We start from the raw sequence: 18,988 nt of genomic DNA, 5'->3' as shown, positions 1-18,988 counted from the left end.
TGGGAGTGCTCACGAGTACGACCTCCGCTGGTCCGGAGCCGGGATCTGGGCGCCCTTGTACTCGACGGGGATGCCGCCGAGGGGGTAGTCCTTGCGCTGCGGATGGCCCTGCCAGTCGTCCGGCATCATGATCCGCGTCAGGGCCGGGTGACCGTCGAAGACGATCCCGAAGAAGTCGTAGGTCTCCCGCTCGTGCCAGTCGTTCGTCGGATAGACGGAGACCAGCGACGGGATGTGCGGCTCGCTGTCGGGGGCGCTGACTTCGAGGCGGACCAGCCGGTTGTGGGTGATCGAGCGCAGGTGGTACACGGCGTGCAGCTCGCGGCCCTTGTCGTGCGGGTAGTGGACGCCGCTGACGCCGGTGCACAGCTCGAAGCGCAGGGCAGGGTCGTCGCGCAGGGTACGGGCGACGCGGACCAGGTGCTCGCGTTCGACGTGGAAGGTGAGTTCGCCGCGGTCGACGACCGTCTTCTCGATCGCGTTGCCGGGCAGCAGGCCCTGTTCCTCCAGGGCGCCCTCGAGCTCGTCGGCGACCTCGTCGAACCAGCCGCCGTAGGGGCGGCTCGCCGGTCCCGGGAGCCGGACCGAGCGGACCAGGCCCCCGTAGCCGGAGGTGTCCCCGCCGTTGTTGGCGCCGAACATGCCGCGCTGGACGCGGATCTCCTCGCCTCCCCGGCCGCGCCGGCCGGGGAGGTTCTCGGCGGAGAGGTCCTTCTCGGGGTTCACCCCGTTCGCGGGCCCGTTCGCACCGTTCGTGCCGTCGCCGTGCGCGTCGCTCACCGCAGCAGCCCCTTCATCTCGATCGTGGGCAGGGCCTTGAGCGCCGCCTCCTCCGCCTCGCGGGCCGCCTCCCGAGCGTTCACGCCGAGCTTGGAGCTCTGGATCTTCTGATGGAGCTTGAGGATCGCGTCCATCAGCATCTCCGGGCGGGGCGGGCAGCCGGGCAGGTAGATGTCGACCGGGACGATGTGGTCGACGCCCTGGACGATCGCGTAGTTGTTGAACATGCCGCCCGAGGAGGCGCAGACGCCCATGGAGATCACCCATTTCGGGTTGGGCATCTGGTCGTAGACCTGGCGCAGGACGGGCGCCATCTTCTGGCTGACCCGGCCGGCGACGATCATCAGGTCCGCCTGGCGCGGCGAGCCGCGGAACACCTCCATGCCGAAGCGCGCCAGGTCGTAGCGGCCGGCCCCGGTGGTCATCATCTCGATGGCACAGCAGGCGAGGCCGAACGTGGCCGGGAAGACGGACGCCTTGCGCACCCAGCCCGCGGCCTGCTCGACGGTGGTCAGCAGGAAACCGCTCGGCAGCTTTTCTTCGAGTCCCATGTCGTTTACAAGCCCCTCAGTCCCATTCCAGGCCGCCGCGCCGCCATACGTACGCGTACGCGACGAAGACGGTGAGCACGAAGAGCAGCATCTCCACGAGCCCGAAGACACCCAGGGCGTCGAAGGTGACGGCCCAGGGGTAGAGGAAGACGATCTCGATGTCGAAGACGATGAAGAGCATCGCCGTCAGGTAGTACTTGATGGGGAAACGCCCGCCACCGGCCGGTGTGGGGGTCGGCTCGATGCCGCACTCGTAGGCCTCGAGCTTGGCGCGGTTGTACCGCTTCGGACCGATCAGCGTGGCCATGACCACGGAGAAGATCGCAAAGCCTGCCCCGAGGGCTCCCAGTACGAGGATGGGCGCATACGCGTTCACCGCTCCTCGCTCCTCTCAGTCGGCACTGACTGCTTGGGGTCCCCCTGGTCGAACGGAGCCAAGACCTTGGGGGAGGTCCGCCGGGCCAGCCCCCTCCTCCCCCGTCCCAGAGCCCCGCTGATCCCGCGAAGATCGGGAACATGTGAAGCAGGTCACAAGCCCAACTGACACGCATCTTATGCCTGCGGGTCTGTGATCTGCGACACGGGGTATTCCACGATCTTTGTGATCTCCACCACCTGACGAACGATCATGAAGTCGGATGAGCAGTGATCTTCGTACGCGAAGCACCCGAGCGGTCACCAGCGGTCACATTCGCTCTCGTCGTGCCTGGTCGGAGGGGGTGCGCTTTATCAGACCCCCGCAGCTCGGCGCAAAGTGGCGGACAGAGTCAACCCCTTGGTATGGGACCACTTTTCACACATCAGGGGGACCAGCGACCCGCGAAGTGGACACGCTCCCCCTTTCACAAGCCGGGGTCAGCGCCCGGATGCGCCCTCCCGGCCGCCTCCGGTCACCGCGGGCCGGCGGCCACGGAGGGCACCGAGGCGGGGCAGGGGCCGCGAAGGTTCGGGAGTAGGGAGGGCGAGGGCGGCAAAGAGAAGAAAGACGACGGGGGAGCGGACAGAGCCCGAAGAGGTCGTCGACGCCACCTGGCGAACCACGGGACTTCCATGCGCCCCATCGGCCACATGAGCTCACGGTGGCCACATCGGTCACATCCGCCTCGTTCGACACAAAAGATCACAGAGAGCCAGAAGGCCGCCCAAACCGCTGATTCTCCGTCAGGATCCCTGCGAGCCCGACGACTCGCCGGACCCGACGGCACACCACTCCTGTCCGACCGCACGCAGACGCCTTCCCCTGGCCGCCTTTGCGTGACATCCGTCACACTGATGAGAGCTGTCTGAGAACCGGGCTTGGCCAACGACCCCAACCAGTGGTAGGCGCGGGGCAATTCGGGCGTAACAGCGAAACACCATGATCAAAGGCATGATCATCGACGTCCGCAATGTCCGTTAAGGCGTCAATAAAGAACAACGGCACCGGGTTTCGCGCTGCCGATTGAGTAAATGTGGCGCACTCCACGTTCCTTGTAGATATGAAGGAGCCCCTGGTACCGGTTGTTCCCATGTCCCACACCGCTCACATACGCAGCCACCGGAAGCCCCGCCGTAACGCGTCGAAGATCGCGATGCGGGCCGGAGTTGCCAGTGGTGTTCTCAGCACCATGGCAGTCGCCGGCGCGTCGGCCTCGTCGGCGAGTGCCGCCGAGCCGGTGACGCAGACCATCGAAATGCCCGTCCTGACGACCGACCTGGCCGCTCAGGTCGCCGAGTCGGCGGACGCCACCCAGCAGACCGCCGCCAACTACGAGCTGCGGGCCGAGCGCGACGCGGCCGCCGCGCAGGCCGCGAAGCAGGCCAAGGCGGACCTCGCCGAGGCGAAGAAGAAGGCCGAGGCGAAGCGGAAGGCCGCCGAGGCCGCCGCCCGCAAGGCCGCCGCCGAGCGCGCCTCGCGCAGCACCGAGCGGACCACGCTGGCCGCCGCGGTGAGCGCCTCCTCCGGCTCCACCACCACCTCCGCGGCGACCGGCTCGGCCGCCTCGATCGTCAGCTTCGTCAAGGCGCAGGTCGGCAAGGCCTATGTCTCCGGCGCCACCGGCCCGTCCGCCTACGACTGCTCGGGCCTGGTGCAGACCGCGTTCAAGCAGATCGGCGTCAACCTGCCGCGCGTGTCGCAGGACCAGTCGACGGCCGGCACCCAGGTGTCGCTGTCCAACCTGCAGCCGGGCGACATCCTCTACTGGGGCGGCGCGGGCAGCGCCTACCACGTCGCGGTGTACGTGGGTGACGGCATGTTCGTCGGCGCGCAGAACTCCTCCACCGGTGTCGTGGAGAGGCCGCTGTCGTACGACCCGCCCACCGGCGCGGTGCGGGTGCTCTGAGGACGTCCACGCGTCAGCCGTACGGGGTGAGGGGCCGCAGTCGCTCGGGGACTGCGGCCCCTCCGGCATGCCCAGGGGCCGCGGCTCCTCCTCCTCGCCCCGGAGCGGGGACCGCCGAGGTGCGCCCGGCAGGATCCACGGGCGCGGGCTGATCCGGCCCGCGGGTGCCGCGCTGGTGGTCGTACGGATCGGCCGCACCGGCGACGCGCGCGTTCTCCACGGCCGACCGGGCGGTGTCCCCGGCGAGGCTCACGTCGCCGTAGGACCGGACATGGGAGCAGAAGGCGCGGGCGCCGGCGGCGGGCCTGCGGAACGGTGAAGGGGCGCCCGGCAGGCGGGCGCCCCTTCGCACGTCCCGGCGGGCCCGCCGATCACGCCTTCGCGTCCCGGCGGGCCCGCTCGCTCACGCCTTCGGCGCCACCCTGCTCAGTCCGTTGATGATGCGGTCCATCGCGTCACCGCCGGTCGGGTCGGTGAGGTTCGCGAGGAGCTTGAGGGTGAACTTCATCAGCAGCGGGTGGGTCAGACCGCGCTGGGCGGCGATCTGCATGACCTTCGGGTTGCCGATGAGCTTCACGAAGGCGCGGCCCAGCGTGTAGTAGCCGCCGTAGGTGTCCTTCAGGACCCGCGGGTAGCGCTGCAGGGCGAGTTCGCGCTGGCCCGGCGTCGAACGGGCATGCGCCTGGACGATGACGTCCGCGGCGATCTGGCCGGACTCCATGGCGTAGGCGATGCCCTCGCCGTTGAAGGGGTTCACCAGGCCGCCCGCGTCGCCGACGAGCAGCAGGCCCTTCGTGTAGTGCGGCTGGCGGTTGAAGGCCATGGGCAGCGCGGCGCCGCGGATCGGGCCGGTCATGTTCTCCGGGGTGTAGCCCCAGTCCTCCGGCATCGACGCGCACCAGGCCTTCAGGACCTCGCGCCAGTCCAACTCCTTGAAGGAGTCGGAGGTGTTGAGCACGCCGAGGCCGACGTTGGAGGTGCCGTCGCCCATGCCGAAGATCCAGCCGTAGCCGGGCAGCAGCCGGTCCTGCGGGCCGCGCCGGTCCCACAACTCCAGCCAGGACTCCAGGTAGTCGTCGTCGTGCCGCGGGCTGGTGAAGTACGTCCGCACGGCGACGCCCATCGGGCGGTCCTCCCGGCGGTGCAGGCCCATCGCCAGCGAGAGCCGGGTGGAGTTGCCGTCGGCGGCGACGACGAGCGGCGCATGGAAGGCGACCTCCCGCTTCTCCTCGCCGAGCCGGGCGGTGACACCGGTGATGCGGCCGGTGCGGTCGTCGACGATCGGGCCGGAGACGTTGCAGCGCTCGTACAGGCGCGCGCCGGCCTTCTGCGCCTGCCGGGCGAGCTGCTCGTCGAAGTCGTCGCGCTTGCGCACGAGTCCGTAGTCGGGGAAGGAGGCCAGATCCGGCCAGTCCAGCTGCAGGCGGACGCCGCCGCCGATGATGCGCAGCCCCTTGTTGCGCAGCCAGCCGGCCTCCTCCGAGACGTCGATGCCCATGGCCACGAGCTGCTTGACGGCGCGCGGGGTGAGTCCGTCCCCGCAGACCTTTTCCCGCGGGAACTCGGTCTTCTCCAGCAGGAGTACGTCGAGTCCGGCCCGGGCCAGGTGGTACGCGGTGGTGGAGCCGGCTGGCCCCGCGCCCACGACGATCACATCGGCGCTGTTGTCGGAGAGGGGCTCGGTCACGGCGGGATCTCCCCAGGTTCGAAATCTGCGTGCCGACGGGCACTGGACATGGGCAGTCTATGCAGCACAATTGATCACCCGGCTGAAGGGCTGCCCCCGTGAACCGAGCTCTCCCCGTCGTACGGCTCCGCGTCCCCACCGACGAGGACGCCGTCGCCTGGCACCGCACCTTCGACGACCCGGAGGTCATGGAGTTCCAGGGCGGCCGGTCCGCGGAACTGTCCGTCTACGAGGAGCTCACCGCCCGCCAGCGCCGGCACGACGCCGAGCGCGGCTTCTGCCTGTGGACGGTGCTCGACGAGGCGGACCGGGTCATCGGGTTCACCGGCGCCCAGCCGTGGCCGCACGAGTGGGGTCCCCGGGGCGAGACGGAGATCGGCTGGCGGCTCGGCCGGTCGTACTGGGGCCGGGGCTACGTCACCGCGGCCGCGCACATGACGCTCGAACGGCTGCGGGCGGCGGGCGTACCGCACGTGGTGGCGATGGTCGACTCCCGCAACGCCAGGTCGATCGCCGTCACCGAGCGCCTGGGCATGCGACTCGCCGAGACGTTCGTGACGCCCACCTCGCAGCGGAAGGGGCACTGCTACCGGCTCGACCTGTGACGGCGGGTAGCCGACTGTCACAGAAAGACACAGAATGCTTCCGGCCCGTACGCGGCCGGAGTTACCCTGTCGGTACCGCTGGGGGGTGACGTCTGTGTACATGGCACCCAGGACTCCTGACGTCCGCGTGCCGCGTCTGGTCGGCCTGATGGCCGTGGACGCGCGCGAGACGGCCGCGGCGCGCGGCGTACTGCTGGCCGCGCCCGACCGGCCCGACTTCCCGCACACCGTCGTGGACCACGTCGTACGGCAGTACCCGCTGCCGGGCGCGGAGGTGCCGCGCGGTGCCGTGGTCACGGTCTGGTTCGACCACGGCGAGGGCGAGGGCGGCGGTGGCGCGGGTGTGCGCGAGCCGCGTGTACCGCGTCCGCCTCACGGCGGGATCCGCCGCGAGGCCGGCGAGCCGGACGATCCACTGGCCGTCGTCCGCTGAGCCGTCCCGGCCCCGAGGACGCCGGGGCCGGCCCGGAGGGCGGCCGCGAGGACCTCTTGGGCGCGTGGGACGGGGGTGCGCCGACTCAGCCGTGGGCCGGGACGGCGGTGCACCGCACGGCCGGCAGGCGGTTGCGGGGGCGGCTCAGCTCTCCTTGAAGCCCCGGTGCAGGGCCACGATGCCGCCGGACAGGTTCCGCCAGGCCACCTTCGACCAGCCTGCCCCGCGCAGGCGCTCGGCCAGCGCCGGCTGGTCGGGCCAGGCGCGGATGGACTCCGCGAGGTAGACGTAGGCGTCGGGGTTGGACGACACCGTCCGCGCCACCGGCGGCAGCGCGCGCATCAGGTACTCGGTGTAGACGGTGCGGAACGGCGTCCATGTCGGGTGCGAGAACTCGCAGATGACCACCCGGCCGCCCGGCTTGGTCACCCGGTGCATCTCCCGCAGGGCCGTGTCCGTGGCCTGCACGTTGCGCAGCCCGAAGGAGATGGTGACGGCGTCGAAGGTGTCGTCCTTGAACGGCAGCCTGGTCGCGTCGCCCGCCGTGAAGGGCAGCCAGGCGTTGCGGCGCTTGCCGACCTGGAGCATGCCGAGCGAGAAGTCGCAGGGGACGACGTACGCGCCGGCGCGGGTGAAGGGCAGCGAGGAGGTGGCCGTTCCGGCGGCGAGGTCGAGGACCTTCTGCGCGGGCCGGGCGTCGACGGCCCTCGCGACCTCCTTGCGCCAGCGCCGGTCCTGCCCCAGGGACAGCACGTCGTTGGTCAGGTCGTACCGTTCCGCCACGCCGTCGAACATCGAGGCGACTTCGTGCGGCTGCTTCTCCAGGGATGCGCGGGTCACCGGCCCATTGTGTCAGGGGCGGACACGGCGGCGCGGACGGGGCGCACCGGAACGCCGGCCCGAGCCGCGACCGGCCGTTGCGGAACCCGGAAATCCGTCCCCCCGCCGAAGGGGCCCAGCACGCCCCCGACGCGCAAAGGGTCCGGACGGGAGCGCCGAACCCCCGTCCCGTGCAGCCTTTTGACCGAACCCGCCCCCTTGTCGCCCACGTACTGCCCGTGTGCCGGCTGTCCGGTCGCGGACCGGGCCCCGTGTGGGAGATTCCCACTCCGAAGGTCCCTCCCGTTCCCGGGTGCGGTCCTGGTCCCGGTCCGAGACGGGTCTCACGAAAGCGGGTGCGTGCGCGATGAGGGGTTTCCCGAAGCCGGCGGCCGGGCTCGTCTGCCTGATCGCCCTGGGCGTGACGGGGTGCTCCGCGAACTCCGGCGGCACCTCGGACGCGGCCCGCGCGCCGGGACGGGCCGGCCCCTCGGCGCCGTCCTCGCCGTCGCCGACGGCGTCGGGCACCGCCTACGCCCCCTACGTCAGCGCCATGACCGCGTCCGCCCACGACACCGCGGGCTCCCCTGCCACGTACAACCTCGCCTTCGTGATCGCGGGCGGCGGCTGCGCCCCGACGTGGGAAGGCACCCAGGCGATCGGCGACCCGGCGGTGAGGGCAAGGATCGCGCGGCTGAAGCAGGCGGGCGCCACCGTGCGGGTCTCCTTCGGCGGGGCCTCGGGCACGGAGCTCGCGGCGGCCTGCGGCAGCGTCGCCGAACTGGCGGAGGCTTACGGCGCGGCACTGGACGCGGCGGGCTCGGACCAGGCGGACTTCGACATCGAGGGCGAGGAGCTGACCGACGCCGCCTCAGTCGCCCTGCGCTCGCGGGCGATCGCCGCGCTGCAGCGGGAACGCCCCGGTCTCCAGGTCACCTTCACCCTCCCGGTGATGCCCTCCGGCCTGGCCCTGCTGGAGTCCGCGAACACCCACGCCGTCCGGGTCTCCACCGTGAACCTCATGACCATGAACTACGGCGAGTCCTACAACGGCGACATGGGCGAGTACGCGATCACCGCCGCCGGCGCCGCGCACACCCAACTGAAGCGGGTCTTCGGGCTGTCGGACGCGGACGCCTGGCGGGGCATGGCGCTCACCTCGATGATCGGCGTCAACGACGTCCCGGGCGAGACCTTCACGCCCGCCGACGCGGCCGAGGTGCGCTCCTTCGCCGAACGGAAGGACATCGCCTGGGTGTCGATGTGGTCCACGTTCCGGGACCAGCGGTGCGAGCGGGGCGATGCCGCGCGGGACGACGCGGCGACGGACTGCAGCGGCGTGGACCAGGCCGCGGGCGCCTTCGGCCAGGCGTTCGCGGGCTGAGCGCACGCGGCGCCGCCCGGCCGCTCCCGCCGGCCCGCGATGCCTGCCTCGCCCTTCCCCGCCGGGCCCGCGATGCCTGCCTCGCCGTTCCCGCCGGGTCCGCGACGCCCGGCGGGAGGCGCCGGGCGGGCCCGGCCCGACCGGGCTCAGCGCCGCCGGTGCACCAGGCGCCCCGCGCAGACGGTGGCCACGCAGGCGCCGGTGCCGTCCAGGACGGCCAGGTCGGCGCGCCCGCCCTCGACCACGGCCGCCGGGCGCGGACCCGGCAGGACGGCGACGTCGTTGCGTTCGGCCGCGGCCCGCAGCCCCGGCCCGCTCAGGTGCTCCGCAAGGACGGCCGTGGCACCGAGCTTCAGCACCGCGTGCACCCGCTCACGCGGACTGGGCGCGTCCGGCAGGGGTCCCTCGTGGACGCGGCCGGGCCCGAGGACGCCGGGCCAGCGCCGTACGCGGGCGTCCGGGAACCGCCGTTCCAGCTCGTCGAGGCTGCCCACGGCGGCCACCCGGGACCCCTCGACGGCGACGGCCCCGCCCGGCAGTTCGGCCGCGTCCCAGGCGCGCCGGACCGCCTCCGCCGTGTGGATCGTCAGCACGGGCCGGTCAGTTGGAGGTGAGGAGCTTCAGCTCCGGGTGCGCCGTCCCGCCGGTGATCGCCGTGGAGGAGATGTGCGACATCACGCGGTCGTCGACCGGGTCGTTCGCCGGGTCGTCGTGCACGACGAGGTGCTCGTACGTCGTGGAACGCTGCGCCGGGACCCGGCCCGCCGTGCGGATCAGGTCGATGATCTCCATGCGGTTGGAGCGGTGCCGGGCGCCGGCGGAGGAGACGACGTTCTCCTCGAGCATGATCGAGCCGAGGTCGTCGGCGCCGTAGTGCAGGGTCAGCTGGCCGACGTCCTTGCCGGTGGTCAGCCACGAGCCCTGGATGTGCGCCACGTTGTCGAGGAACAGCCGCGCGATGGCGATCATCCGCAGGTACTCGAAGAGGGTGGCCTGCGTGCGGCCCTTCAGGTGGTTGTTCTCCGGCTGGTAGGTGTAGGGGATGAAGGCGCGGAAGCCGCCCGTGCGGTCCTGCACGTCCCGGATCATCCGCAGGTGCTCGATGCGCTCGGCGTTGGTCTCGCCGGTGCCCATCAGCATGGTGGAGGTGGACTCCACGCCCAGCCGGTGCGCGGTCTCCATGATCTCCAGCCAGCGCTCGCCGGACTCCTTCAGCGGGGCGATGGCCTTGCGCGGCCGCTCGGGCAGCAGTTCGGCGCCGGCGCCGGCGAAGGAGTCGAGGCCGGCCTCGTGGATCCGGGTGATGGCCTCCTCCACGCTCACGCCGGAGATCCGCGCCATGTGCTCGACCTCGGACGCCCCCAGGCTGTGGATGACCAGCTCCGGGAACGCCTCCTTGATCGCGCGGAAGTGCTTCTCGTAGTACTCGACGCCGTAGTCGGGGTGGTGGCCGCCCTGGAACATGATCTGCGTCCCGCCGAGCTCGACGGTCTCGGCGCAGCGGCGCAGGATGTCGTCCAGGTCGCGCGTCCAGCCCTTCTCCGTGTCCTTCGGGGCCGCGTAGAAGGCGCAGAACCTGCACGCCGTGACGCACACGTTCGTGTAGTTGATGTTGCGCTCGATGATGTACGTGGCGATGTGCTCGGTGCCCGCGTACCGGCGGCGGCGCACCGCGTCGGCGGCGGCGCCCAGGGCGTGCAGCGGGGCGTCCCGGTACAGGCCGAGCGCCTCCTCCGGGGTGATCCGCCCGCCCGCGGCGGCACGGTCGAGGACGGACTGGAGGTCGGCCTTCTCGGTCACCGGCGTCCCTTTCGTCAAGGGTTGTGGACGGACCGAACCAGCCTACGCCAGCGGCTCGGAGGGGCAGACGCCAGGCCGCGCGAGCCGCTCGGCGAAGCGTGCCCCGGGCAGCCCCTCCACCGTGGTCCGTGGTGCGCTCAGGGCTGGAGCAGGTCCACCTTCACGTCCGCCGGGAAGCCGGTCGTCGGTCCGACCCGTCGGGCGAACTCGGCGACGGCCCGCAACTGCGGCTCGCCGAACCGGAAGTCGAGGGTGGTGAAGTACCGTTCCAGCACCTGCTCGTCGAAGGCCTCCCAACGGGCCGCCTGCTCGGCGACCTTGGAGACCTCCTCCAGGGAGAGGTTGCGGGAGGCCAGGAACGCCTCGTGCACGGTGCGGGTGATGGCCGGCTCCCGCTCGAGGTAGTCGCGGCGCGCCGCCCAGACCGCGAAGACGAACGGCAGCCCCGTCCACTCCTTCCACAGCTCACCCAGGTCGTGGACCTCCAGGCCGTAGCGCGGCCCGTCGAGCAGGTTCGCGCGCAGGGCGGCGTCGCCGATGAGCACCGCGGCCTCCGCCTCCTGCATCATCAGGCTCAGGTCGGGCGGGCAGGTGTAGTAGTCGGGCGCCACGCCGTACCGCTCGGCCAGCAGCAGCTGGGCCAGGCGCACGGACGTGCGGGAGGTCGACCCGAGGGCGACGCGGGCGCCGTCCAGCCGGTCGAGCGGCACCTGCGAGACGATCACACAGGACATGACCGGCCCGTCGCAGCCGACGGCGATGTCGGGGAAGGCGACCAGCTCGTCCGTGTGCTTGAGGAACTCGACGAGGGTGATCGGCCCGATGTCGAGATCTCCCTGCACCAGCTTCTCGCTGAGCTTCTCCGGGGTGTCCTTCGTGAGCTCGAAGTCGAGGAGCGTGCCGGTTCTCGCGAGCCCCCAGTACAGGGGCAGGCAGTTCAGGAACTGGATGTGGCCGACGCGCGGCCGGATGCGAGAATTGTCCACGGCGTGAGGCTAGACCCTGCCCAACGTGCCCCCGTCTCCGCCCCCTCGGGCCCCTGCCCCACGCACCGGCCCCGCACCCGGCCACCGAGCGCCACCCCCTGGCCGACGGTTTCAAACATCCGAGTGACGTGATCTTGACCTCTCTTGCTTTTGGCTGCGCTCATGCTAGGCTCGCCGCAAGTTGCAGTTTTGGTTTCCCTTGCAGTACAGAGCCTGCGGAGCATGTAACCGCGGGCTCTGGTCGTTTTCAGACGTATGCAGTTGTGCGGCGATATCGTTTTCACACTTGCAGGGCTCTGGAGCAGGGCGACCCTTTGAGCCCAAGGAGGGCTTATGGCTACCGGAACCGTGAAGTGGTTCAACGCCGAAAAGGGCTTTGGTTTCATCGCCCAGGAAGGCGGCGGCCCCGACGTCTTCGTTCACTACTCCGCGATCAACGCCAGCGGTTTCCGCTCTCTCGAAGAGAACCAGCAGGTGTCCTTCGACGTCACCCAGGGCCCCAAGGGCCCGCAGGCGGAGAACGTCACCCCGGTCTGAGCGTTCGCGCGCAGTAACCGAATCTGATTGCAGTACCCAAGGAGCCCCGCGCCTTCCGGCGGCGGGGCTCCTGCCTTTCCCGGTGCCGCCCGGTGCCTTTCCACCGCCCGCCGACTTCGCGCCGGCTCACCCGATCGCGCCGCCTCACCCGATCGCGCCGCCTTCCGGTGAATTCCCGGCCGATCCTCCCCGGGCGGCGCCTCCGCGCGCCCGGTGACCGATGGGGCCGAACGGGGGACGCGGCGTCCCGAACGGCCCAAGTGGCGGGAACAGTCCCCCCGGCGCACCGCGTGCGGCCCCGTTGTCGGTGATCGCCGATAAGGTCCGCGACCATGAACGACACCGTGACCGACGGCGACGACTTCCTGACCCGGACCCGGCTGTTCTACGACACCGTGGCCGAGGACTACGACGACCACTTCGGTGACCATCTGGCCGCGCGGCCACTGGACCGGGCGCTGCTGACGGCGTTCGCGGAACTCGTCGCACGCGGGGCGCCCGACGGTCCGGTGGCCGACCTCGGCTGCGGCCCCGGGCGGATCACGGCCCACCTGGACGGGCTCGGCCTGCCCGTCTTCGGCGTCGACCTGTCGGAGCGGATGGTGGAGCTGGCCCGCCGGCTGCACCCCGGCATCCGCTTCCAGCAGGGCGCGATGCCCATGCTGGACATGCCGGACGGCGCTCTGGCGGGCGCGGTCGCCTGGTACTCGGTCATCCACACGCCCCTGGAGCGGCTGCCCGGTCTCTTCGCGGAGCTCTTCCGCGTCCTGGCCCCCGGCGGCCACCTCCTCGTCGCCTTCCAGGCCGGTGACGCCCCCCTCCACCTGGACCGCCCGTTCGGCCACCCGGTGTCCCTGGACTTCCACCGCCGCCGCCCGGACGAGATGGCCGGGCTGCTCGAAGCGGCCGGATTCGGCCTGCTGTCGCGGACGGTCCGCGAGCGGGACCCGGCGGCCGGGGAGTCGGCCCCGCAGGCGTTCCTGACCGCCCGCAGGCCCCCGGCCGCCGCCCCCACCCCGCCGGCATGACCCGGCTCACCGGGGCAGGCCTTCCTACCAGGTCACCGGCAGCTCCAGCGGGAACCGGCGGATCGTCTCCGTGTCCCACCGCACCTCCTCCGGCGGAACCGCGAGCCGCAGCCCGGGGAACCGCTCCAGGAGCCGCCCGACGGCCACTTCGAGCTCCGCCATGGCCAGGGCGACCGCGATGCACCGGTGTCCGCCCCAGCCGAACGTCATGTGCGGGCGGTTGGGCCGGCCGGGGTCGATGACGTGCGGGTCCGGGTAGCGCTCCGGATCACGGTTGGCCGTGAGGTAGGAGACGTGGACGAAGTCGCCCGCCCGGATCCGCACACCGTCCAGCTCCAGGTCCTCCAACGCCACCCGGGGGATGCCGACGCCCTTGCGGAACGGGATGTAGCGGAGCATCTCGTGCAGGACGTCGGTCAGGGTCCCGGGCCGGCTCCTGAGGTGGTCCGCCAACTCGGGGCGCGTCAGGAGCAGATACACGATGTCGCTGATCTCGCAGGTGGCCGTGTCCTGGCCGCTGAGGGCCAGCGTCAGCGCCATGACGGCCAGTTCCCTGTCGTCGAGCTGGTCCTCGCCGTCCCGCGCCGCGGCCATCGCGCTGATCAGGTCCTCGCCGGGTGAGTCGCGGCGCTGTCCGACGAGTTTGGCGAAGTAGGCCGTCAGGTCGGCCTTGGCGTTCGCGGCGGCCTCCTTGCTGTCCGGGCCGACGACGAGCAACTGGTGCACGGACTCCTGCATCCGGGGCCACTCCTCCCGCTCGATGCCGAGGAGGTCCAGGATCGTGTGCTGGGGAAGCGGGTTGGACAGGTGCTGGACCAGGTCCGCCGGCGGGCCCGCCTGCTCCATCCCGTCCAGCAAGGAGTCCGCGAGCCGGACGATCCGGTGCCGCATGCGGTCGGCCTGCTGCTGGGTGAAGGCCTGTGAGGCCAGGTGGCGGACACGGCTGCTGTGCGGTGGGTCCATCACGTTGATCGACTCGGGCGAGACGATCGGCTCCGGTGTCATCCGCGGGTAGTCCCGGCCGATGATGCCCGCCCGGCTCAGCCGCTGGTCGGTGGTCACGCGCTTGACCGAGTCGAAGCCGGTGACCAGCCAGGCGTCGGCCGCCCCGTAGGGAAGCCGGATCCGGCTGACGGAGCCGCGGTCCATCAGGTCCGCGAGCGCGGGATCAAAGTCCAGGGCCTCGCTGTGGTCGAACGGGCAGGTGAGTGTCTCCCTGTCACCGGTCATCAGCCTGCTCCTCCCAGGATGGGTACGACGTTGGTGGTCTCCACCGCGCCCCGCAGGCGCCGGGCGATCTTCACGGCGTCACCGACGGCCCACAGGTGGACGAAGAACAGGCGTGGTTCGTCGGTCAGGTTGTGGTGGTGCAGTTCGACGAGTTCGATCCCGCCGCGCCGCAGGGCCCGCAGCGCGGGCTGGGTCTCCGACGCGATCAGCACCAGGTCGCCGCTGACCGCAGCCCGGCCGGCGCCGAGCGGCTGGAAGTTCAGCGCCGTGGTGGAGCCCAGCCCCGGCGGCAGGGCCAGCCGGCCGTCGACGATCGTCTCCCGGCGCACGAAGGTGACCTTGTGGACGTCCTCGTCGGCGGTGCCCCGGGCACCCAGCGCGGCGTCGATCGCCGCCGTGTCCAGGTCGGTGCGGAACGCGCGAGCGGGGGGCCCGGTCAGCGGGGTGCCGGTGCGCCCGAACGCCGCGCGCAGCCCGCGGGCGACGATGACCGGGTCGTGGCTGTGGGCGTGCAGGTGCACCCACCAGAGGTCCGGCTCGTGGTGAAGCAGGTGCTTGTGCAGCGCGGTCTGCTCGATCCCGTGCTCCTGCAGTGCGTCGACGAAGCGCTGCAGTTCGTGCTCGGTGACCACGGCGTCGCCCATCATGAGCGTGCTGTGGTCGGCGTAGCGCACGAAGGACACGTGCGTGCCCAGCGCGAGCGCGGGGTGGATCCGGACGCCGCGCGAGTGCACCGTGAGGTCGCGGCGCGGAAGGCCCGTGTGGTACATGAACCGCACCATGCCGCCCGGCGCGCCTAGGGCCCGGCCGACGTCGGTCCAGTCCGCCGGCCCGGTCCGCACCGGCGGGACGGGGGCGCGGCGGCGCGGTCCGGCCGGCACGGCGCGGGCGGTGCCGGCCGACGCCCCGGCGAGCACGGGTGCCAGGGCGGCCGTGGCCAGCACACGACGTCGCGACGCGGCCGGCGGGGAAGGGGGATCCTGCTGTTGGTCGTCAGCCATCTGATATGCCTCCTGGCGCGATGGAAGCACGGGACGGCACGCGCGCTCGTGATCTGCGCCGCAGGTGCCGCCAGGCGGACCAACGGAGTCTCCCTACCGCATGTACAGCTCCTCCACCTGCCGCGCGAAGTCCCGCATGATCACGCTGCGCCGGAGTTTCATCGACGGGGTCAGGTGGCCCGCCTCCTCCGTGAAGTCCACGGGCAGGACGGTGAAGCGGCGGATGGACTCGGGACGGGAGACCATCGTGTTGGCCTCGTCGATCGCGCGCTGCAGGACCGCCCTCAGCTCGGGGTCGTCCGCGACGAGCTCCGGCGGCACCGGGTGCTTGCCGTTCATCTGGCGCCAGTGGGTGAGGCCGTCGGGGTCGAGGGTGATCAGCGCGGAGATGTAGGGGCGGCCGTCGCCCAGGACCAGGCACTGCGAGATCAGGGGGTGGGAGCGCAGGTGGTCCTCCAGCGGGGCCGGCGCCACGTTCTTGCCGCCCGCGGTGATGATGATCTCCTTCTTGCGCCCGGTGATCGTCAGATAGCCCTGGTCGTCCAGCCGGCCGATGTCGCCCGTGGGGAACCAGCCGTCGTAGGTGGCCGGGAGCACCCCGCCGGCGTTCGGGTCCCAGTAGCCGCGGAAGACCTGCCCGCCGGCGAGCAGGACCTCGCCGTCCGCGGCGATGCGCACCCGTGTGCCGGGCAGCGGCCAGCCCACCGTGCCCAGGCGGGGCCTGGCCGGCGGGGTCACCGTCGCCGCGCCCGTGGTCTCCGTCAGGCCGTAGCCCTCGTAGATGTCGATGCCCGTGCCCGCGTAGAACGCGGCGAGGCTGCGGCCCAGCGGTGAGCCGCCGCAGATGACGTGGCGCAGGTGGCCGCCGAGCGCGTTGCGGATCCGGCGGTAGAGCAGCGGGTCGTACAGGGCGCGCGCCGCCTTCAGGGTGGCCCCCGGGCCCGGCCCCGTGCCCAGTTGGCGGGCTTCGAGCGCCTCGCCGTAGCGGCGGGCGACCCCGGCCGCGCGGTCGAAGGCCGCCGCCCGGCCGTTGCGCTCGGCCGCGGCGCGCGCGTTGTTGTAGATCTTCTCCAGCATGTACGGGATGGCCAGCAGGAATGTCGGCCGGAAGCTCGCCAGGTCCGCGAGCAGGTCCTCCGGCCGCAGGCTCGGCGCGTGGCCCAGCCGCACTCCCGCGCGGACGCACGCGACGGCCACCATGCGGCCGAAGACGTGCGAGAGGGGGAGGAAGAGCAGCGTGGCCGCCTCGTCCTTCGCGCGGGACCGGAAGACCGGGTGCAGGAGCTCGACCGCGTTGTCGACCTCGGCGAGGAAGTTGCCGTGCGTCAGGGCGCAGCCCTTCGGACGGCCGGTCGTGCCCGAGGTGTAGATCAGCGTGGCGAGGCTGTCGGGGCCGAGGACGCCCCGGCGCACGCTGACCTCCTGGTCGGGAAGCGTCTCGCCGATCTCCGCGAGGCGGTCGACGTGGCCCTGTTCGATCACCCAGACGTGACGCAGGTCCAGCAGGCGGTTGCGCTCGGGGTCCAGCGCCGCCGCCTGCGCGGTCGTCTCCGTCACCAGGAGCACGGCGCCGCAGTCCTGGAGGATCGTGCGGGTCTGGAAGACGGAGGAGGTCGGATAGACGGGGACGGTGACCAGGCCGGCGGCCCACGCGGCGAAGTCGAGGAGCGTCCACTCGTACATGGTGCGGGCCATCACGGCGATCCGGTCGCCCGGCATCAGGCCCTCGGAGATCAGGCCCTTGGCCACGGAGAGCACCTGGTGGGCGAACTGAGCCGCCGTCACGTCCGTCCAGCCGCCCTCCCCGTCCCGGCGGCTGAAGACCGGGCGGTCGGGCTCAGCGCCCGCGTTCTCGAACGGCAGGTCGGCGAGCGAGCCGTGCGTGACCGGCGGCACCAGCGCCGGCACGTACGCCTCCCGCACCTCGCCGTCCAGCCGCTGCGTCTGCGGCTGGACGAGCGCCGGCCGGACGTCGGGGTCGTAGTCGAGCTCCGCCGCGGACTCGGGCACGGAGGCCGACGAGGGCATGGACGAGTACGAGATGGGCATGGCAGCTCCTGAGGACCGCAGCTACGCGCTGCTCTGCTGCAAGGGATACGTGCCGGGCATGCCGGGACGTTCACCGGCGATCGCGCGCCTCGGGGTGTTACCGCCGGTCAGAACCGCGATGGTACGACGCGTCCGTGGGGAGGTCGTGCGGGTTCGGGGAGGGTACCGGGATGGTCCGGCGCCGGGCCTGTGCAGTCTTCGGACGCCGGCCGGCGCGGGACGGGGCGGGCAGCGGGGCGGATCGACGCCGGGCAACGGGCGGGACGGGCGCCGGCAGGGGCACGGGGCGGACGTCCGGGCGCACGACCGGGCGGGGCGAGCGCCCGGCCGGCGCGGCCGGGCGGGGTGGATTCCCGGGTGTCGGCGGTGCCGCCGGGCTGCCCTGCCGCCTCGTCAACCCTCAGGCCCGTTCGAGGATCGCCGTCACTCCCTGTCCGCCCGCCGCGCACACGGAGATCAGTCCGCGCCCCGGGCCCTCGCGCTCGGCCAGCAGCTTGGCCAGGGTCGCCACGATCCGGGCGCCGGTCGCGGCGAAGGGGTGGCCGGTCGCCAGCGAGGACCCCGCGACGTTCAGCCGGGCGCGGTCCACGGGGGCCAGACCCCGCTTCTCCCACGCCGCCAGCGTCGCCAGCACCTGGGAGGCGAACGCCTCGTGGACCTCGACGAGGTCGAATTCGTCCAGGCCCAGTCCGGCGCGCTCCAGCATGCGCGGAACGGCGTACGCCGGTGCCATCAGCAGCCCGTCCTCGCCGCCGGCCACGTCGCCGTGCACGAAGTCCACGGCCGCCGTCTCACACGCCGTCAGGTACGCGAGCGGCTGCAGACCGCGCTCGGCCGCCCACTCCTCGGACGCCAGCAGGACGGTCGCCGCGCCGTCCGTCAGGGGCGTCGAGTTGCCCGCCGTCATCGTCGGCTCGGGCCCGTCGAGGCCGAACACCGGCTTCAGCGCGGCCAGTTTCTCCACGGTCGACCCCGGACGCAGGTTCTGGTCGCGGGCCAGACCCCGGAACGGCACCACCAGGTCCTGGAAGAAGCCCCGTTCGTACGCCGCCGCGAGCCGCTGGTGGCTGGCGGCGGCCAGTTCGTCCTGCGCCTCGCGGGTGATGCCCCAGGCGCGGGCGGTGACGGCGGCGTGCTCGCCCATCGACAGCCCCGTGCGCGGCTCGGCGTTGCGCGGGATGTCGGGTACGAGGTGGGCCGGACGGACCTTCGCCAGCGCCCGCAGGCGGCCGCCGAGCGACCTGGCCCGCCGGGCGTCGAGCAGGATGCGGCGCAGGGCGTCGTTCACGCCCAGCGGCGCGTCGCTCGCGGTGTCCGCGCCACCGGCGACCGCGGACTCGGTCTGGCCGAGGGCGATCTTGTTGGCGGCGGTGACGACGGCCTGCAGGCCGGTGCCGCAGGCCTGCTGGATGTCGTAGGCGGGCGTGCGCGGGTCCAGTTCGGAGCCGAGCACCGTCTCGCGCGCGAGGTTGAAGTCGCGGCTGTGCTTGAGGACGGCGCCGGCGACGAACTCGCCCACCGCGCCCGGCTCCTGGAGGCCGTACCGCTCGACGAGTCCGTTCAGGGCCGCGGTGAGCATCTCCTGGTTGGACGCGGTCGCGTAGGGGCCGTCGGAGCGGGCGAACGGGACGCGCGCACCGCCGACGACCGCGACCCGGCGGGCCCGCGGGGGCTCAAGAGGACTCATCTCGACCTGCTCCTCACCCGTGACATAGGATTACCTCCGGTAACCTTACTCTAGAGTAACCATTGTGCACCCCAGGAGAGATGGGAC

General features: G+C 72.0%; 18 protein-coding genes. 6 read left to right on the top strand and 12 right to left on the bottom strand.

The window, feature by feature from the left end:
- Window positions 1–9 precede the first annotated feature (9 nt).
- The 3 genes from ACWDNY_RS03455 to ACWDNY_RS03445 are packed head-to-tail and all read right to left on the bottom strand — an operon-like array spanning window position 10 to window position 1,707.
- Window positions 10–780, bottom strand: a complete 771-nt coding sequence (locus ACWDNY_RS03455; RefSeq protein WP_451644018.1) for an NADH-quinone oxidoreductase subunit C — start codon at window positions 778–780, stop codon at window positions 10–12.
- Window positions 777–1,331 carry a NuoB/complex I 20 kDa subunit family protein gene (locus ACWDNY_RS03450; RefSeq protein WP_126885586.1) on the bottom strand — a complete coding sequence of 185 codons (555 nt, stop codon included), beginning with the start codon at window positions 1,329–1,331 and terminating at the stop codon, window positions 777–779. The genes ACWDNY_RS03455 and ACWDNY_RS03450 overlap by 4 nt, the downstream gene beginning before the upstream one ends.
- 16 nt (window positions 1,332–1,347) lie before the next feature.
- On the bottom strand, window positions 1,348–1,707 hold the full coding sequence (locus tag ACWDNY_RS03445; RefSeq protein ID WP_007383963.1) for an NADH-quinone oxidoreductase subunit A: 360 nt from the start codon (window positions 1,705–1,707) through the stop codon (window positions 1,348–1,350).
- 1,132 nt (window positions 1,708–2,839) lie between these two features.
- Here ACWDNY_RS03445 and ACWDNY_RS03440 point away from each other — a divergent pair.
- The gene (locus ACWDNY_RS03440; RefSeq protein WP_451644016.1) at window positions 2,840–3,655 is read left to right on the top strand and encodes a C40 family peptidase; all 816 of its coding nucleotides are present in this window, start codon (window positions 2,840–2,842) and stop codon (window positions 3,653–3,655) included.
- Between the two features lie 403 nt (window positions 3,656–4,058).
- Here the strand turns inward: ACWDNY_RS03440 and ACWDNY_RS03435 are convergent, their stop codons facing one another.
- Window positions 4,059–5,342, bottom strand: coding sequence for a geranylgeranyl reductase family protein (locus ACWDNY_RS03435; RefSeq protein ID WP_451644015.1), 1,284 nt, complete (start codon window positions 5,340–5,342; stop codon window positions 4,059–4,061).
- Window positions 5,343–5,440: 98 nt separating this feature from the next.
- Here ACWDNY_RS03435 and ACWDNY_RS03430 point away from each other — a divergent pair, with 98 nt between their 5' ends.
- The gene (locus ACWDNY_RS03430) at window positions 5,441–5,947 is read left to right on the top strand and encodes a GNAT family N-acetyltransferase (RefSeq protein WP_451644014.1); all 507 of its coding nucleotides are present in this window, start codon (window positions 5,441–5,443) and stop codon (window positions 5,945–5,947) included.
- Between the two features lie 100 nt (window positions 5,948–6,047).
- Window positions 6,048–6,380 (top strand): PASTA domain-containing protein, encoded by a 333-nt coding sequence (locus tag ACWDNY_RS03425; protein ID WP_451644066.1) that lies wholly within the window; start codon window positions 6,048–6,050, stop codon window positions 6,378–6,380.
- Between the two features lie 144 nt (window positions 6,381–6,524).
- Here the strand turns inward: ACWDNY_RS03425 and ACWDNY_RS03420 are convergent, their stop codons facing one another.
- Window positions 6,525–7,220, bottom strand: coding sequence for a demethylmenaquinone methyltransferase (locus ACWDNY_RS03420; RefSeq protein WP_451644013.1), 696 nt, complete (start codon window positions 7,218–7,220; stop codon window positions 6,525–6,527).
- 346 nt (window positions 7,221–7,566) lie between these two features.
- Between ACWDNY_RS03420 and ACWDNY_RS03415 the strand changes: the two genes are divergently transcribed.
- Complete coding sequence (locus tag ACWDNY_RS03415; RefSeq protein ID WP_451644012.1) at window positions 7,567–8,583, top strand: chitinase; 1,017 nt, start codon at window positions 7,567–7,569, stop codon at window positions 8,581–8,583.
- A 146-nt stretch (window positions 8,584–8,729) separates the two neighbouring features.
- Here ACWDNY_RS03415 and ACWDNY_RS03410 read toward each other — a convergent pair whose 3' ends face one another.
- From ACWDNY_RS03410 to ACWDNY_RS03400, 3 genes are all read right to left on the bottom strand, one after another.
- A complete protein-coding gene (locus ACWDNY_RS03410) occupies window positions 8,730–9,176 on the bottom strand; it encodes an imidazolonepropionase-like domain-containing protein (RefSeq protein ID WP_451644011.1) in 447 nt (148 codons plus the stop codon).
- Between the two features lie 7 nt (window positions 9,177–9,183).
- Window positions 9,184–10,383 (bottom strand): cyclic dehypoxanthinyl futalosine synthase, encoded by a 1,200-nt coding sequence (gene mqnC / locus ACWDNY_RS03405; protein WP_451644010.1) that lies wholly within the window; start codon window positions 10,381–10,383, stop codon window positions 9,184–9,186.
- A gap of 137 nt (window positions 10,384–10,520) precedes the next feature.
- Window positions 10,521–11,369 carry a menaquinone biosynthetic enzyme MqnA/MqnD family protein gene (locus ACWDNY_RS03400; protein ID WP_451644009.1) on the bottom strand — a complete coding sequence of 283 codons (849 nt, stop codon included), beginning with the start codon at window positions 11,367–11,369 and terminating at the stop codon, window positions 10,521–10,523.
- Window positions 11,370–11,702: 333 nt separating this feature from the next.
- Between ACWDNY_RS03400 and ACWDNY_RS03395 the strand changes: the two genes are divergently transcribed.
- A complete protein-coding gene (locus tag ACWDNY_RS03395; RefSeq protein ID WP_003992177.1) occupies window positions 11,703–11,906 on the top strand; it encodes a cold-shock protein in 204 nt (67 codons plus the stop codon).
- Between the two features lie 332 nt (window positions 11,907–12,238).
- On the top strand, window positions 12,239–12,934 hold the full coding sequence (locus tag ACWDNY_RS03390) for a class I SAM-dependent DNA methyltransferase (protein ID WP_451644008.1): 696 nt from the start codon (window positions 12,239–12,241) through the stop codon (window positions 12,932–12,934).
- Between the two features lie 24 nt (window positions 12,935–12,958).
- Here the strand turns inward: ACWDNY_RS03390 and ACWDNY_RS03385 are convergent, their stop codons facing one another.
- From ACWDNY_RS03385 to ACWDNY_RS03370, 4 genes are all read right to left on the bottom strand, one after another.
- A complete protein-coding gene (locus tag ACWDNY_RS03385; protein WP_451644007.1) occupies window positions 12,959–14,164 on the bottom strand; it encodes a cytochrome P450 in 1,206 nt (401 codons plus the stop codon).
- A complete protein-coding gene (locus ACWDNY_RS03380; RefSeq protein WP_451644006.1) occupies window positions 14,164–15,165 on the bottom strand; it encodes a DUF1259 domain-containing protein in 1,002 nt (333 codons plus the stop codon). Before ACWDNY_RS03380 ends, ACWDNY_RS03385 begins: the two co-directional genes overlap by 1 nt.
- A gap of 93 nt (window positions 15,166–15,258) precedes the next feature.
- Window positions 15,259–17,193 carry an AMP-dependent synthetase/ligase gene (locus ACWDNY_RS03375; protein ID WP_451644065.1) on the bottom strand — a complete coding sequence of 645 codons (1,935 nt, stop codon included), beginning with the start codon at window positions 17,191–17,193 and terminating at the stop codon, window positions 15,259–15,261.
- Between the two features lie 421 nt (window positions 17,194–17,614).
- On the bottom strand, window positions 17,615–18,901 hold the full coding sequence (locus ACWDNY_RS03370) for an acetyl-CoA C-acetyltransferase (RefSeq protein ID WP_451644005.1): 1,287 nt from the start codon (window positions 18,899–18,901) through the stop codon (window positions 17,615–17,617).
- Window positions 18,902–18,988 lie beyond the last annotated feature (87 nt).

This window comes from Streptomyces sp. NPDC003697, assembly GCF_053587115.1.
The sequence above is the reverse complement of the archived record's forward strand: the minus strand, read 5'-3'. Positions and strand labels throughout refer to the sequence as shown.